This window comes from Nocardia sp. NPDC047654, assembly GCF_043205035.1.
Classification (GTDB): Bacteria; Actinomycetota; Actinomycetes; order Mycobacteriales; family Mycobacteriaceae; genus Nocardia.
The window spans coordinates 58,289-74,804 of record NZ_JBIDDF010000005.1 but is presented as its reverse complement, the minus strand read 5'-3'; the positions used below and the strand labels follow the sequence as shown (position 1 = coordinate 74,804).

At 70.2% G+C, this 16,516-nt stretch carries 6 protein-coding genes; 2 read left to right on the top strand and 4 right to left on the bottom strand.

Annotated elements, in window-relative coordinates:
* The first annotated feature begins 302 nt into the window (after window positions 1-302).
* The gene (locus tag ACGF7Y_RS17435; RefSeq protein ID WP_393234782.1) at window positions 303-1,283 is read left to right on the top strand and encodes an ABC transporter substrate-binding protein; all 981 of its coding nucleotides are present in this window, start codon (window positions 303-305) and stop codon (window positions 1,281-1,283) included.
* A 37-nt stretch (window positions 1,284-1,320) separates the two neighbouring features.
* Window positions 1,321-1,959: a hypothetical protein gene (locus ACGF7Y_RS17430; protein WP_393234779.1), complete on the top strand. Its 639-nt coding sequence runs from the start codon at window positions 1,321-1,323 to the stop codon at window positions 1,957-1,959.
* Window positions 1,960-2,119: 160 nt separating this feature from the next.
* On the opposite strand, the gene ACGF7Y_RS17425 is transcribed toward ACGF7Y_RS17430, so the two are convergent.
* From ACGF7Y_RS17425 to ACGF7Y_RS17410, 4 genes are all read right to left on the bottom strand, one after another.
* Window positions 2,120-5,593 (bottom strand): amino acid adenylation domain-containing protein, encoded by a 3,474-nt coding sequence (locus ACGF7Y_RS17425; RefSeq protein ID WP_393235154.1) that lies wholly within the window; start codon window positions 5,591-5,593, stop codon window positions 2,120-2,122.
* Window positions 5,594-5,705: 112 nt separating this feature from the next.
* Complete coding sequence (locus ACGF7Y_RS17420; protein ID WP_393234776.1) at window positions 5,706-6,779, bottom strand: MAB_1171c family putative transporter; 1,074 nt, start codon at window positions 6,777-6,779, stop codon at window positions 5,706-5,708.
* Between the two features lie 82 nt (window positions 6,780-6,861).
* Window positions 6,862-11,898 carry an amino acid adenylation domain-containing protein gene (locus ACGF7Y_RS17415; protein WP_393234773.1) on the bottom strand — a complete coding sequence of 1,679 codons (5,037 nt, stop codon included), beginning with the start codon at window positions 11,896-11,898 and terminating at the stop codon, window positions 6,862-6,864.
* Between the two features lie 53 nt (window positions 11,899-11,951).
* Window positions 11,952-16,493, bottom strand: coding sequence for an amino acid adenylation domain-containing protein (locus tag ACGF7Y_RS17410; RefSeq protein ID WP_393234770.1), 4,542 nt, complete (start codon window positions 16,491-16,493; stop codon window positions 11,952-11,954).
* Window positions 16,494-16,516: the final 23 nt, after the last annotated feature.

The window sequence follows — 16,516 nt, the reverse complement described above, 5'->3', positions numbered from 1 at the left end:
GCGATTGCGCCACGCAGATCGACTCCGCCTCGGATTTGGCGAAGCCCCCGTCTACTGATGCGGCTCCTGGCCGAGCAGCGAGGGGCCGCACCGTCGACTCTAGGAACATCCGAGCGCGACCGATTCACCTCTTTCGAGTGAACCGGGCAGCCGCCGCCATCTGCGCTTCGGCGTCACCGCGCGACGCGATGCTGCGGCGGCGGGGATCATTCGGTGGCGGCGCGGCTTCCCGGAGCACCGATACCCGTCACACGGCGACATAGGTTAGCCTTGGCTGATTTGCTTTGAAGGAAGGTGCGACGATGAAGTTCGTTCGGACGCGCGGCCGTTGGCCGCGGGCGGCGCTGACGCTGATGGCGGGAGTTCTCGCCGTCACCGTCGCCGCGTGCGGATCCTCCGAGGACGACTCGGCGTCCGGCGGCGAGAAGGTGACCATCACCCACGCCCGTGGCGAGACCACCGTCGAAGGCAACCCGAAGAAGATCGTCGCCCTCGGCAACCAGTGGCTGGACACCACGCTCGCGCTCGGCGTCGTCCCGGTCGGATACCTCGACAATGTCGCGGTGGCCTCCAAGAGCACGCCGCCGTGGGAGCCCAAGAGCCTCGAGTCCGCGAAGGCGCTCACCACCACCGGAAATATCGCCGAACAGGTCGCGACCCTGGAGCCGGACCTGATTCTGGTCGACCCGTTCATCGCCGATCAGAAGACCTACGACGAACTGTCCCGTGTCGCGCCGACGCTGCCCGCTCTGAGCAAAGAGTCGGTGGCGCCCTGGCAGGACCAGGTCACCGCCCTCGGCAAGGTGCTGCACAAGACGGACGAGGCGAGCAAGGTGATCGCGAAGGTGGACGGCAAGATCGCCGCCATCGCCGCGGCGAACCCCGGCCTGAAGGGCAAGACGTTCGCCAGTACCTGGCTGGCCGGTCCGGCACAGCTGATGGTGTTGACCGACCCCGACGACGGGTCGTCGAAGGTGTTCACCCAACTGGGTCTCGGCATTCCGAAGAACCTCACCGACCTGCCCGCCAATCAGGGCAGGCTGGCCCTGTCACCGGAACGGGTCGACGAGCTGACCGCCGATCTGTTGCTGGCCGGCTACGCTCCGGGCTTGGACGAGAAGTACCGGCAGCTACCGGGATACGCCGACCTGCCCGCGGTCAGGAAGGGTTCGGTCGTCTTCCTCACCACCCAGGAGATCAGCGCGGTGAACACCCCCACGGCGCTCTCGGTGCCCTACATCCTGGACAAGCTGGAACCCGCCTTCGCCGCCGCCGCGAAATAGGCGCGCCGGTCAGCCGACAAGCGGAGGTACGCGGTCTATGCCCGCCGCCACATATCCACAGCAAACCAGATTCGCGTTCCGGCACGGCGTCACCTGCCTGACCGGTACGGCGGACGCGGTGCTGACCGATCCGCCGTGCGAGGAGAAGCTGACCGGCCTGACCGCCGGTCAGCTCCAGGCGCTGGAAACACTGAACCGCGGACCGGCGACCCTGGCGGAGATGGCTGCGGGCGGTGACGATGTCGCCGGACTGATGGGCAGGCTCGCCGACGACGGCTGGCTGTCGATCACGGTGCGGGACGGCGGACGCGACCTCTACACCATCCGCCCGTTCACGCGGTCCGCGCCGCGACCGAGCACCCCGCTCCCCTGGTCGGCGACGCTGTCGAAATTCGCCGTGCTGCATCGCGACTCGGAAGGCTTCGTGCTCGAACACCCGCGGGCGTGGTGCGATCTGCGCATCCACGACCCGCGCTTGCTGGCGTTGCTCGACGGGCTCGGCGCGGCCGACGCCGACGTGCCGATCGCCGTCAAAGCCCAGTTCGCCGACGACCTGCACTGGTGCGGATTCCTGGTCGCGGACGCGTACACGGAGGACGACGAGTTCCCACAAGCGGAAGGCGCATGCCCGTTGTGTGGTTCCATCGCCGCGGCACGCTCGGCGAACACGCCGTAAACCGGGGCACATTCCGGTCCCGCCACGAGGACCCCATCGCCCGATGCTCGTGCGCACCCGCCACCGACGGTCGTGCGCGCCTGCGACCGGAATGCGGACGACTTGCCGCGCCGCCCGCTCGTCGGACCGTGACAGACTCCGCGGCGCGGCCGGGCCCTCGTTACGTCTGGGCGAGGATCTCCTCGTCCGTCATCGATGCCACCTCGAGGTAGAGCCGGGCGACCGCGGGCAGCCTGCCGTCCTGCCCTTCGCGTTCCTGTAGCCGCTCGGCGAACCGCGCGACGGTACGGGTGGCGAACAGGTCCGCGACCAGTGCGTGGTCGGCTTGCAACCACTCACGTACCCGGGCGATGACGGTGGTGGCGAGCACGGAATCGCCACCGCGACCGAAGAAGTCGTCGTGCACGCCGATCGCGTCGATCCCCAGGACGGTCGCGACGATATCGGCCAGCGCGGCCTCCACGTCGTCGCGCGGGGCGGTGGCCTGATCCGCCTCGGCCTCCGGTTCGAGGAGGCGGACCACGGCGCGGCGGTCCAATTTGCCGTTGGCGGTCAACGGCATCCGCGCCAGGAATTCGACGCGAGCGGGGACCATGTAGCCGGGCAGCAGATCCGAGACCGCCGCGGTGATGTCGCCGATCTCGGCCACGTCGCCCGCGACGGCGGCGACCAGCTTGGGCGCGCCCGCACCGACGACCGCCGCGACGGCGTGCCGCACGCCGGGCACCGTGCGCAGCGCGCTCTCCACCTCGCCCAGCTCCACCCGGTACCCGCGAATCTGGACCTGGTGGTCGGCGCGGCCGAGGAATTCGATCGTGCCGTCGGGCCAGTACCTGGCCAGATCACCGGTCCGGTACCAACGGATACCGTCGTGCTCGACGAAACGCTCCGCGGTCCGCTCCGGGTCGTTGCGGTAGCCCGCGGCGACGCAGACACCGCCGACCCACAGTTCGCCGGGCACCCAGTCGGGGCAGTCCCGGCCCGCGGGACCGACGACACGGCACCTGACATTGCGCAAGGGAACGCCGAACGGCACGGTCGCCCAGTGCGCCGGCGGTTCGCCCTTCACCTCGCAGATGGTGGTGTGGATGGAGGTCTCGGTCGCGCCGCCGAGACCGGCGAAGCGGCAACCCGGCACCTGAATCGACAGCCTGCGGGCCAGATCAGCGCCGACCCAGTCCCCGCCGAGGATGACCGCGCGCAGCGAATCGCCCAGCTGGTCACCGCCGATCTCCAGAATCATGTCCAGCATGCTCGGCACGCAGTTGAGGATCGACACCCGATGCGTGCGCAGCAGTTCCACCCACGTGGCCGGATCGGCGCGTTGCTCGGGATCGACGGTCACGACCGATCCGCCCGCCGCGAACAGGCCGAAGATGTCGTAGACGGAGAGGTCGAATTCCAAGGCGGACAGTCCCAGCGCGCGACCTGCGCTGTCGACCTCGAACCATTCGTTCAACGCGTCGATGGTGTTCATCGCGCCGCGATGCGGGATTTCGACGCCCTTCGGCACACCGGTCGATCCGGATGTGAAGAGCACGTAGGCGATCTCGCCGGTATCCGGGTAGACGGGCCCGGCCAGCGGCCGCGGGTAGTCGCGGGCCGCGTCGATGGACAGACACGCGATCGGCGCCCCCAGGTCCGCTCCCTCGACCGTCAGCGCCGCGGCGATACCGCCGGTGCGCAGGATCTCCGCGCGTCGCCCGACCGGCTGATCGAATCCGATCGGGACGTAGGTCGCCCCCGCGGCGAGCACACCGAGCACGGCCAGGACCTGCTCCGGCCCCTTCGGCAGCTGAACCGCGACCGCGTCGCCCGGCTGCACGCCCTCGGCGCGCAAGGCGCCCGCCACGGCCAGCGCCCGGGCGGCCAATTCCCCGTAGTTCCACACCCCTCGCCCGTCGCCGAGACCCCACAGCACCGCGGGTGCACCGGGATTCGCCGCCGCGTGCTCGAAGAAGCCCTGGTGCAGACAACGCCCACTGACCGGGCCGTCGGTGGCGTTCACCGCGGCGCGGACCTCGGCCTGGGCGACCGGCAGCCGCACGGCGGCCTCCGCGTTCCACCCTGCCGCGCCTTCCCCGAGCCGCCCGATGGCCGCGCAGTACCAGGCGAACATGGCGTCGATCATGCCCTCGGGAAAGGCCGACGCGCGCACGTCCCAGTTCAGCAGCAGCCCACCACGGACCTCGGTGACCTGCGCGTCGAGCAGCACCTGCGGTCCCTGTGAAATGATCCACACCGGCTCGCCGAAGGTTTCGGTGACCTTGTCGGCGAACAGTTCGCCCAGATTCAGAGCACTGGTGTAGACGACCGGGGCCAGCACCGGCTCGCCGCGCTGCCTACCCAGATCGCGCAGCACCTCGAGCCCGGAATAGGCGGTGTGCGCGCCGCTTTCGTGCATGCCGCGCTGTAGCGCGCGGGCGCGGTCGGTGACCGACATGCTCTCGGTGACGTCGACCTCGAGCATGATCGAGGAGGTGAAATCGCCGATCACGCGATCGATGTCGGGGTGCACCGGATCCCGGTGGAACAGCGGCACATTCAGCAGGAAGCGGCTCTGCGCCGACCAACCGCCGATGGTCTCGGCGAACACCGCCGCCAATGCCATCGCCGGCGTGATGCCGCGCTCGTGCGCGGCGGCGAGCAACCGCCGCTTGGCTTCCGGCGGCAGCCAGTGGTCGTAGCGCACGGTGCGGTTCGGGTCGGTGCGCTCGCTGACCGGAACGGTGGGAAGCTCCGGTGCGCCCGGCAATTTCGACAGCCGCTCCTGCCACCATTGCCGGTCGCGGTCGCGAGTGGTGACGTCCTCTTGATGCTCGGTGCGGTGGCGACGGTAGGTATAGCCGGGGGCAGGCACGGCCGCTCCGTGGTACAGCTCGGCCAGATCGGAGATCAGCACGCGATAGCTCATGGCGTCGCCCGCGAGCATGTCGACATCCAGGTGCAGCCTGCTGCGGTCCGGGTCGCGCAGGGTGAGTGTGATGTCGATGGCCTGGCCGTCTTCGATGGCGAGGCGCTGATGGGTCTTGCGCTCACGCAACTCGGTCAAGGCGGCCTCGGTCTCCTCGGGCGACCGATCGCGCAGGTCGACGACGCCGAACACCGGTTTGCCCGGGGCCGTCATCGTCTGCTGGGTGCCGTCCGGCAGGAATCTGGTGCGCAGCATCGGATGTGCGGCGACAAGCTCGGCCACCGCGCGCTCGAGTCGCACGGGATCGATGCGGCCGCCGTCGAATTCGACGTACAGGTGCGCGGCGACTCCGCCGAGTTCTTGCTCGTCGGAGCGGCCGATCCAGTACGCGTGCTGCATGGTGGCCAGCGGGAACGGAGCCGACTCGTCGTCGGCGGCCGCGAGCGGTGCCACCGTATCGACCGGCACCGGCTCTGCCGATCGCCCGGCGGCGTCGTTCACGCCCAGCAGACCGTGCCACGAAGCCACCGTGGGACTGGCGGCCAGCTGAGCGAAGTTGATGTCGGCGCCGCGCTTGCGCCAGCCGCCTGCGAGTTTCATCGTGCGGATCGAGTCCAGCCCGAGTTGGATGAGGTCGTCGTGATCGGCGATGTCCGCGGCGGTGAGCCCCAGTTGACCGGCCACCGCGGCCCGGATCTCCTCCAGGCCGATGTCCACCATTCCTTCTGCCCGACGCTGTGTCGACTCCATCGCGCTGCCACTCCTTGTCTGCCGCCGGATCGGCGGACCGAGACTGCTGCGGCATAGCTTAGCCGAGCCTAAATAGGTTTGCCTAACCTACATCGGCGCGCGCTTTCGGCCATTCCTGAGCCAATTCGAGCAACTGGCGCAGACCGTGGGCGCGATCGCGGCTACCGGACGGCAGCGCGGCGAACGGGGCCGTCTGCGCGACCGGCCGGAGCCCGGCGGCTCTGGACCGGACGGCATGGGCGATCCGACGGGCATGATCACCCGCGCCGGGACCGGAGGCGGTCTCGCGTTCCGGCGCCGGGGACGGCATGTACGGCTTCAAATGCAGGAGGGCGTCCTGGATCTCCACCGTCATCCGATAGAGCCGTGACGCCGCGCCGCTGTCCTCCTGGCTCAAGACGACTTCCGGGACGGCGGCGGTCAGGTCACACCACAGAGGATGCAAGCGGCGACAACGCCGGCCTGCCCGATCCAGCCCCGCTCGCACCAACACGGCGGTGAACAGTGGTATCGCCGTGAGTGTCGCGATGACCAGCAGGCAGAAGAACGACGAGACCGCCAAGACATTCCCCGGATGACTCGGCGGCACGCCACCTATCGCGCGGACGACAGTGAGGAGTGCCGCCACCGCCCAATACACCGCGAGGAACAGCAGAACCGAATAAGTCAGCTTCTCCTTCACCGAACGCGCCGCGGTCCGCAACTCCCGGACACTGGCCTGCGCCACCAGATACCCGCTGGCGGCCATGGGCAGCTCGGACAGCGTCCACACGATCTCGTCCAGACCGACGTGCAGCACGTCCCGGACGGCAGGCGCAATCAGCAGCGTCACCGCCGAAGCGACGGCGGCGACGGCGTTGTAGATCCGCTGCCGCCGCGACGTCACTTCGGGCCGCGCACCCGCGACCAGTTCTGCGAGCACCAGAACGACGGCGGTGGTCATCAATCCGCAGCACAGGAACAGCCGCTGGCCGAGTACGGGGAACCCCGCCGCGCTGACGGTGACATAGAGCGCGAGGCCACCGACATTCCACGCCCATGCCCGGTTGATCATGCGATCGGTGATGGTGTCCGCGACGAGAAACCATCGCCCGGCCGCGATAGCCGCGACAACCAGGATGACCGGGAACATGAACCACGCAGGCACGGAATCCATCGCCGTAGACCCTAATCGCCGCGGCCCCGCGGGCCAATCGCGAGCCGGTCGCGGTCCGCCCACCACGACCGGCTCTCTCGGATCATCGTTGCGCGGACCAGGATTCGCGCAGCATGGCCAACGCGTCACCGGACAGGCCCGAGGCCGACATCGGCTCGTACCGATGTTCCTCGGGTGCCCGCGACGCCTGCGCGGCCTGATCGGTGGCCGCGTCCACCGCCGCCGCCAGCTCGTGGAGGGTGAAGTACTCGAAGATCATCTGCGGGGTCAGCGCCAGGCCCGCCTCGCCCGCTCGCGCCGCCCACTGGATCGCGATGACGCTGTCGCCGCCGAGCGCGAAGAATCCGTCCGTGCGGCCCACGTCGGTGATCTCGAGCAATTCCTCCAGGAGCGCGGCCAGCGTGCGCTCGGTCTCGGTTTGCGGCGGGCCTGGTTCGGCCTCGCCGACGGCGACCTCCGTGGTCGAGTAGCGCACCACGGTGCGCGCGGTGTCCCAGCCCTCCGGCGCGAGGTTCGATTCCCGCACCGCCGTATCGGGTTTCGTGGCGAACGCGGACAAGATCCGCACCAGCGTGTCGACGAAGACCTCGCCGGAGGCCGGGTCGTAGAGCTCGGAGTTCACCACGACCCGCACCAGCAGTTCGCCACCGGGTTGCACCAGGAAGTCCAGGTGGAAGTCCATGAACGCGGCGTCGTACTGCGGCGTGAGCGGGGTCAGCGTCGCCTCCCCGCGCGCGGCGAAATCGACCGTCGGCGCGGTGTGCCCGAACTGCATGATCACCTGGAACAGCGGGTTGCGGCCGAGTACCCGGGGCGGGTTGAGCGTCTCGACGATCCGCTCGAAGGGCACGTCCTGATGGCCGAGGGCGCTGAGCGCGGACTCGCGCACCCGCTCGAGCACGGTGCGCAACGTCGGTTCGCCCGAAAGGTCGTTGCGCAACACCATCATGTCGGCGAACAGCCCGATCAGCCGGTCCACCGATCGCCCGGGCCGGTTGGCGACCGTCGCGCCGATCGGCACGTCGTCACCACCGCCGAGGGTGTGCACCAGCACCGCGGCCGCCGCCTGGCACAGCATGAATTCCGTCGCGCCGGACGTCTCGGCCAGCGATCGCAATGCCTGCCACGTCTCGGCGGGAACGATGCGGGTCGCGCTCACGCCGGCGTGGCCGAGCCGCGCGGGCCGCGGGCGATCGTGCGCGACCGCGATCTCCACCGGCAGCCCCGCCAGGGCGCCACGCCAATAGTCGAGCTGTCTACGGCCGTATTCACTGAGATCGTCGCGGCCGGGTGCGTGGTCGAAGGTATCGCGCTGCCACACCGCGAAATCGGCGAATTGCAGCGTCAGCTCCGGCCAGGACGGAGCGGCGCCGCCGACCCGCGCCCGGTAGGCGACGGTGAGGTCCTCGATGAATACCCGGCACGATTCCCGGTCGGTGACCATGTGATGCGCCAGCACCGACAGCACATGGGTTCGCTCGTCCAGGACGAACAGGCGCAACCGGACCAGCGACTCCGCCGCCAGGTCGAAGACGTGGCTCGCCTCGGCTTCCAGAGCTTCCTCCAACCGGGCCGCCACCGTGTCCGGATCACCGTCGAGCACAGTGCGCGGCAGCTCGACCGGGCCGGCCGGGGCCACCCGCTGATACGGCGTCCCCTCGTGTTCCGGGAAGCTCGTGCGCAGCGACTCGTGGCGGCCCATGACGTCGGCGAGGGCGTCGGAGAGCGCGTCGATGTCGAGCGCACCGTCGAAACGGATGGCGAACCGGAAGTTCTCCCAGCCGAACGGTCCCTCCAGCTTGCGGCGCAGCCACAACGCACGCTGCGAGTACGACAGCGGAACCCGCTCGGGGCGTGCTTGTTTCGTCGGCATCGCGGCGTCGTCGCCTGCCGTGCGTCCGGTGGGGGTGACCTCGTCGAGGTTCTCGCCGAACTGATCGTGATACCGGGCGACCAGATGCGCGGCGAGTCCCGCGACCGTCGGGGTGTCGAACGGCGCGCGCACGTCGATGTCGACCCCGAAAGTGTCGCGCACCAGCGCGACCAGCCGGGCCGCGAGCAGGGAGTGGCCGCCGAGTTCGAAGAACGAGTCGTCGACGCCCACCCGCTCGGCGTCGAACAGCTCGCCGTACAGGGCGGCGAGCCGGATCTCGGTGGGTGACTCCGGCTCACGATAGCCGTGGGTCTTCGCCAGCACGGGCTCCGGCAGCGCGCGGCGATCGAGCTTGCCGTGCGCGCTCAGCGGCACCTCATCGATCACCGCGAACGCCGCCGGGACCATGTGCTCGGGCAGTGTCGCCGCGACCGTCGCGCGCACCTGCTGCAGATCGATCTCGGCTCCCGGCGCGGGTACCAGGTACGCGGCCAGGATGGGGCCGAGCCGCTCGTGGTCGGTGACGATCGCGACGCACTGCGCGACGCCGGGGTGGTCGGCGACCGCCGCCTCCACCTCCCCGAGCTCGATCCGGAACCCGCGCACCTTCACCTGTTCGTCGGCGCGCCCGACGAATTCGATCTCGCCGTCGGCGGTGCGCCGTGCGAGGTCACCGGTGCGGTACAGCCTGCCGCCGGGCAGGAAGGGATCGGCGACGAACCGCTCCGCGGTCAGGGCGGGCCGGTCCAGATAGCCACGGGCGAGCTGACGGCCGCCGAGGTAGATCTCCCCGAGCACGCCCGGCGGCACCAGCCGCAACGAGTCGTCGAGCAGGTAGACGTAGACGTTGCGGTTCGGGAATCCGATCGGCACGATCCTGGTGCCCTGCGGCCCGTCGACCGGCATGGAGGTCGAGCACACGACAGCTTCGGTGGGTCCGTAGTGGTTGCGCAGATCGGCGTCGAATTGCGCGGCGAAGCGGTCGGCGATCTCGCCGGGCAACGCCTCACCGCCGACCGGCACGTGCCGCAACGCCCGCCAGTCGTTCGCCTCCGGCAGCATGAGGAAGGTCGCCAGCAGCGACGGCACCATGTGCAGCACGGTGATCCCGTGCCGGGCGATCAGCTCGGCGACATAGGGAATGTCCCGGTAGGCGTTCGGTTTCGGGACCACGATGCTCGCGCCCGCGATCAGCGGCAGGAAGATGTCGGCCAGCGACGCGTCGAAGCTCACGGAGGTCGCCTGCAGGACCCGCTCCGGGATGCTCGCGTCCCAGTCGGCCGCGAAATTCACCAGGTGGTCGGCGATCGCGTCGTGCGGGACGGGCACGCCCTTGGGCTGACCGGTGGAGCCCGAGGTGTAGATGACGTAGGCGATGTTCGACGGGCGCAGCGGTGCGGTGCGGTCGGCGTCGGTCGGTTCCGTGTCCGGCAGGGCCGCCGCCTCGGTCATCGCCGCGGCGATCGCGTCGGCGTCGAACGACAGCGTCGGCCGGGCGTCGGACAGCAGATATTCGATACGATCCGCAGGATAGGCCGGATCGATCGGCAGGTACGCGGCGCCCGACTCGAGCACCGCGAGGCTCGCGACGATGAACTCGATGGAGTTCGCCATGCGCAGCGCGACGAGCTGCTCGGGTCCGGCACCGCGGCGAATCAGCCAGTGCGCCAGCCGGTTCGCCCGCCGTTTCAACTCGGCGTAGGTGAGTTCGGCGTCGTCGGATACCACCGCGACGCGATCCGGGGTCGCCGCCACCTGCCGCCGCACCAGGTCGACCAAGGTGGTCGCCGGTGCGTCGACGAGCGGACCGTGCGACGCCGCGACGATCTCGGCGCGGTCGGCGGCGCCGAGGATGTCGATCGCGCGGACCGGTTGCCCCGGATCCCCCACCGCGCCGGCGAGCAATACCAGGTAGTGCCGCAGCAATTGATCCACCACCGACCGGTCCAGCTCGTCGACGAGATAGGTGGCTTCCACGCGCGCACCCGCGTCGTCGAGGACGACCATCAGGCCGAGGGGCTCCTGCGCGACCGCGCTTCCCCACGGCAGCTCGGTGGATCCGACATCGGCGAGATCGAAGCCGTTCGCCCCGCCGCGCACACTGAAGCTCAGCTGCACCAGCTGGGCCAGGCCGTCGCTGCCCGCGATGCGGTCCGAACTCACCTCGCGGACGACCCGTTCGACGCCGACGCCTTGGTGCGCGAACGCGTCGCGGGCGGCGTCCCTCGTCGCGTCGACCAGCCCGGCGAACGTCTCCGCCGGATCGATGCGGGCCCGCAACAGCAGCGTGTTGCCGAAATAGCCGATCAGTGCCTCGGCGTCGCGGCCTCGGCGGTCGGTCACCGGCACCGCGACGAGGAAGTCCGTCGCCGCCGTGTACCGATTGACCAGCGCCTGGAAGGCGGACAGCAGCACCATGAACGGGGTCGCCGAACGTTCGCGCGCGACCTCGGTGACCCGGTCGAGCAGTTGGGGCGGCAACGGCAGCACGCACTTGTCGGCGTTGCGCGTGGCCCCGGTCGCGCCGAGCGCCCCGGGCAACTCGAGTCGTTCCGGCAGCGGAGTCAGCCGGGCGCGCCAGTACGCCAGGTCGGCGTCGTCGTCGGCGGACCGCTCGGCGAGCGACACGTCGACGTACTGCGCCCGGATCTCCGCCGGCGCGTCACCGCGATAGGCGGCATTGAGCTCGGCGAAGAAGACCGACCAGGAATCGTCGTCCCAGCCGATGTGGTGGATCGTGAGCACCAGCACGTGTTCGGCCGGGCCGGTGCGCGCCAGCGTCACCCGCAGCGGAGACTCCGAGGTCAGGTCGAACGGACGCGTGAATTCCCGCCTCGCCAGGACTTCGAGCCGCCTGCCTCGCCCTTCCTCGGACAGGTCGGTGAGATCGTGCTGCTGCCAGGCGATTCCCAGATCGGTGTGCGCGATCTGATACGGGTCGCCGTCCGCGCCCGCGTGGTAGGTGGTGCGCAGGATCTCGTGCCGCGCGACGACGGTGTCGAAGGCGGCGCGCAGTCGCGCGCTGTCCAGCGGACCGTCGAGACGGTAGCCGACGCAGACGTTGAGCGTGGTGTCCTCCGGCGCGACCGTCTGCAGGAACCACATCCGCTGCTGCGCGGACGAGAGCGGAGCCGGTTCGCCGGGGCGCCTGCCGCGCTCGGGTGTCGCCTGGGCGGGCGCGAGTTGCTGTTCACGCAGTCGCTGCTGGAGCAGCCGCTTGCGCCGCTCGAGGATCTCGTCTGACATGGGGGTCCTTCAGGCTGGGAATTCGAATGGGCTGGGTGGCTCGGAGATCGCGGTCAGTCGGCGCCGACGGTCACCACGGAGACGGCGCGCTCGAGCGCCGCGACGGCGTCGTGCCACAGCTCGGCGAGCCGGGCCACCTCGGCGGCGGTGAACACCGCCTCGCTCCAGCGGAGCATGGTGACCAGCTGCGGCCCGTCGGCGGTGGTCCGCACCGCCGAGACGACATCGAGCGCGTAGCGAAGCGGGAAGTCGGGCTCCGCGACGAGCGGAAGACACTCGTGCAACGCCAGATCCGGGATCGGCGCCCATGGCCGCCCCGCGCCGGCCATGTCGAACCGGCCCAGGTAGTCGAAGAGCACCTGCGGCTGCGGCGCGCCGGCCAGCTCGGGCGCTCGGTCGAGGTAGCGCAGCACGCCGAAGTCCACACCGCCGTTCGGCAGTTCGGCCAGGTGCTTCGCGATGTGCTCGAGCAGTGCGGCGGCACGAACCGGATCCGCCAGAGCCGTCGACACATCCACGCTCTCGGCGCCCGCGCCGAGCCGGGCGGGCACGATGCTGGTGAACCAGCCCACCGAGTGCGCGCTGTCGACGTCGGCGCCGAGGACCTCGTCCTCCCGGCCGTGGCCTTCCAGCGCGACATACGCGCCCGCGGCGGGGTCCTGACCGCGTTCCGCGCGCCAGCTCGCCAGCGTCATCGTCAATGCGGCCAGCAGGAATTCGCGCACCCCCGCCGCGCCGCCGCCGAGGCTGTCCAGGATCGCCGCGCTCGTCTCGGCCGAGGTCGGCACCGGGTGGACCCGGTAGGAAGCCCAGGTGTCGGACGTCGGATCGGGCAACCGGGCGCCGAGCACCGGATCCGGAGCGGCGACCTGGCGCGTCCAGTAGTCGCGCTGAGCCGAAACCGCCTCGGAGCCCACCCGTTCGCGCAGCAGCCGGGCCCACTGCCGGTAGCCGGTGTGCTCGACGGCCGGGGTCGGCGTGCGTCCCGCGGCGACCTCCGCCCAGCACGCTTCCAGGTCGGCGGAGATGATGTACCAGGAGACCGGGTCGACGGCCAGGTGGTGGATGGTGAGCAGCAGCACGTCAGGGGCGGCGGATCTGGCGAACCACACGGCGCGCACCAGATCGCCGGTGAACGGATCGATCTCGTCCGCGACCGCATGGCCGCGACCTGCCAGCGTCGCGTGGAAGTCGTCGCCTTCGTCGACCCGGGACAGGATGTCCTGCGCGCGTACGCTGCCCGGAGCGCGGGTATGGAGTTCGTAGCCCTCCGAGGTGGTGACGAAACGGGCCCGCAGCATGTCGTGGCCGTCGAGCAACGCCTGCAACACGGCGGTGAGCCCGTCCTGATCGATGCCGTCGGGCAGTTCGAGCAGGTTGCTCAGGGCGAGCCTGCGGTAGCCCCCGTACTCGTGCATCCAGGACACGATCGGCGTCGGACCGACCGGGCCGTAGCCCTCGGATGTCGACGCCCGTTCGCGGCCTGCTTCCGCGTCGATCCGCGCGGCGAGCTCCCGGATGGTCGAGGAGCTCAGGACCGCCTTCGGGCTGATCGAAAGGCCGTCGCGCCGTAGTCGATTCACCAGGGAGATCGCCACGATGCTGTCCATGCCGAGGCCGACCAGGTCGTCATCGATACCGGGGACGGGACCGCCGGACAGCTCGGCCACCGCGGCGCACAGCCTGCGTTCGGTGCCGGTCCGCGCGAGGGCCGCCCCCGCTCCCGCACCGGCGGCCCGATCCTCGGCGAGCACCGCGAGCCGCTTCGCGTCGAGCTTTCCGTTGCTGGTCACCGGCAGCTGCTCGACGACCAGAATCCGGTTCGGCACCATGTAACCGGGCAGCCGCTCGGTCAGCGCGGCGCGCAACTCCACCGCGTCGAGACCGTCACCCACGGCGAACGCGGCCAGGCTGGGACGACCCGCTCGGCGCACCACGACCACCGCGGCGGCCTGCACGTCCGGCAGCGCGAGCAAGGCCGTCTCGATATCGCCGATCTCGATCCGGTAGCCACGAATCTTCACCTGGTCGTCCACCCGGCCGACGTAGGCCAGATCGCCGGAGGGCAAGCGGCGCACCAGATCACCGGTGCGATACATCCGTTCGCCCGCGCGGTGCGGATCGGCGACGAACCGGCCCGCGGTGATTCCCGGCATGCCGATATAACCGCGGGCGATCTGAGCGCCGGCGAGATACAGCTCGCCCACGACGCCCACCGGCGCCTGCCGCAGCCGCGAATCCAGGACGTAACCGGTCATCCCGGTGACCGGCGCCCCGATGGCCGGTTCGGCATCGCCGTCGACCACCGCGGCGACCACCGCCTCCACCGTCGTCTCGGTGGGGCCGTAGCAGTTGTGCACGGCGGTATCGGGCAGCGCGCACAACTGCTTCCACAGCGGAACGCCGATGGCCTCGCCGCCGAGCGCGAGCACGGACAGCGGCGTGGCGCCCGCGTCGACCAGCCCGGCCGCGGCGAGCTGGGCGAACATCGAGGGGGTCGTGTCGATCATGTCCAGTCCGTACCGGATGATGCCGTCGACCAGACGTCGCGCGTCGCGCATCTCCTCGGCGTCGAACAGGTGGATGGCGTGTCCGTCGAGCAGTCCGATCAGCGGCTGCCAGGAGGCGTCGAAACTGAGCGACCAGGCGTGCGCGATCCGCAGCGGCCGCCCGAGCCGCGCCACGGCGGGCCGGTAGACCCGGTCGCGGTGGTCGGCGAAGTACGCGGCCAGCGCGGAGTGGGTGCCCACGACGCCTTTGGGTTCCCCGGTGGAACCGGAAGTGAAGATCAGGTAGGCGGACTGGTCCGGGCGGCGGACAGGCGCGGGTCCGAACGCAGGCAGATCCTCGGAGAGCTGGTCCATCAGCAGTATCTGCGGGCTGTCCCCGATCTCGTGGAGCGCGGGCAGGCCCCAGGCGTCGACCAGGATCAGTCGCGGACGGGACCGGCGCACGATCGATTCGATGCGGGTGGCGGGCAGTGTGATATCGACGGGCACATAGGCCGCGCCGGTGGCGAGCACGGCGAGGATGGCCACGATCGACCGAGCCGACCTCGGCAAGGCCAGGGCGACGACATCTTCCGGACCGGCGCCGTAGGCAGCGATGACACCCGCCAGACGCACTGCGGCATCGGACAACTCGCGGTAGGTGTACCGCTCGTGCTCGGTGCTGAGCGCGAGCGCGTCCGGCGTGGCGGCCACCTGGCGCGCGAACAGCTCCCAAATGGTCGCGCCGCGCGCGTCTTCGGCGGTGGCTGCCGGTGGCCGCGCGCTCTCGCCCGGTAGCAGCACGTCCAGAGCGTCGGGCCCGCGCTCGCCGATCTCGGGTAACTGCCGCAGCACCGAGATCAACCGCGCCGCGACGTCGGGACCGGACAGGGTGCGCAACGCCGCCTGCACCGCCTCGACCGTCACCACCAGCTGCCCCTCGTACAGGAACGACGTCACCGCGAGCGGGTAGTGCGTCAGGCTCTCCGACGTGATCGGCCGGAATCGAACGCCGTCGGCCGCGTCGATGGGGCGCAGCACATCGGACATGGGCGCGTTCTCGTACACGAACAGCGTGTCGAACAGCGTGCCGGAACCTACCGACCGCTGAATCGCGGACAGGCTGACGTAGGCGAGATCACGCATCGGAGCCGCCTCGCGTTGCAGCCGCGCGCAGTCGCGCACCACATTGCCCGCGCCGATAGCCACGCGGACGGGGACGGTGTTGATGAACAACCCGATCATGGTCTCGACGCCGGACAGCTCGTCCGGCCGCCCCGAGACGGTGGTGCCGAAGACCACGTCGCTCCGGTCGGTCAGCCTGCCGAGCACGACCGACCAGGCGTACTGCACGACGGTGTTCATCGTCAGCGCGTTCGCCCGCGCCCATGCCGTCAACCGGCTGGTGTCGGCCGCGTCCAGCGTCAGCGTGTCGATCGTGGGCACGATGGTGTTGACCGTGGCATCGCCGCGGTCGGCGATGATCAGCGGATCGAGATCACCGAGGTATTCCCGCCAGGCGCGCAGTGCGACGTCGTTGTCGCGGGCGGACAGCCAGCCGATGTAGTCCCGGTAGGGCCGGGGTGCGGGCAGCGCGTCCGCCGCGCCGCCCGCCTGGTACAGGGCGAACAGTTCCCGGAAGAACACGCCGAGCGACCAGCCGTCCAGCAGGATGTGGTGCGCGGTCAGGACCAGACGCCGGGTGTCGTCCGGCAGCCGCAGCAGCAGCACGCGCAGCAGCGGGCCTCGGGCCAGGTCGAACGGCGTCCGTGTTTCGGCGGCGATGACGGCGTCGAGGTCGTCGGCCGGGTCGATCGCGCGTTCGGCCCACGGCAGCTCCGCCGCGACGGGCACGATCTGCACCGGCCGGGGAAGGTCGCGATCCCAGAACGACGCGCGCAGGTTCGCGTGCCGCCGCAGAATCGTCTCGACGCTGCGGCGCAGCAGTGCCACATCGACGGGTCCCGCGATCTCGTAGACGAATTGCAGTGCGTACAGATCGCCTTCTCCGGCCAGCCTGGCCAGTGAGAACAAGCCCTCCTGCAACGGGCTCAGCGCGAGCACGTCCTCGATCTCCGGCATGGGCGCCTGGGTGTTCTCCGACATGAAGCGGCCTCCTGAGCCTGTGT

Coding starts and splice junctions, on each gene's coding strand:
- ACGF7Y_RS17420 (WP_393234776.1), bottom strand. CDS start 6,779: ATGGATTCCGTGCCTGCGTGGTTCATGTTCCCGGTCATCCTGGTTGTC.
- ACGF7Y_RS17435 (WP_393234782.1), top strand. CDS start 303: ATGAAGTTCGTTCGGACGCGCGGCCGTTGGCCGCGGGCGGCGCTGACG.
- ACGF7Y_RS17430 (WP_393234779.1), top strand. CDS start 1,321: ATGCCCGCCGCCACATATCCACAGCAAACCAGATTCGCGTTCCGGCAC.
- ACGF7Y_RS17415 (WP_393234773.1), bottom strand. CDS start 11,898: ATGTCAGACGAGATCCTCGAGCGGCGCAAGCGGCTGCTCCAGCAGCGA.
- ACGF7Y_RS17410 (WP_393234770.1), bottom strand. CDS start 16,493: ATGTCGGAGAACACCCAGGCGCCCATGCCGGAGATCGAGGACGTGCTC.
- ACGF7Y_RS17425 (WP_393235154.1), bottom strand. CDS start 5,593: ATGGTGGACATCGGCCTGGAGGAGATCCGGGCCGCGGTGGCCGGTCAA.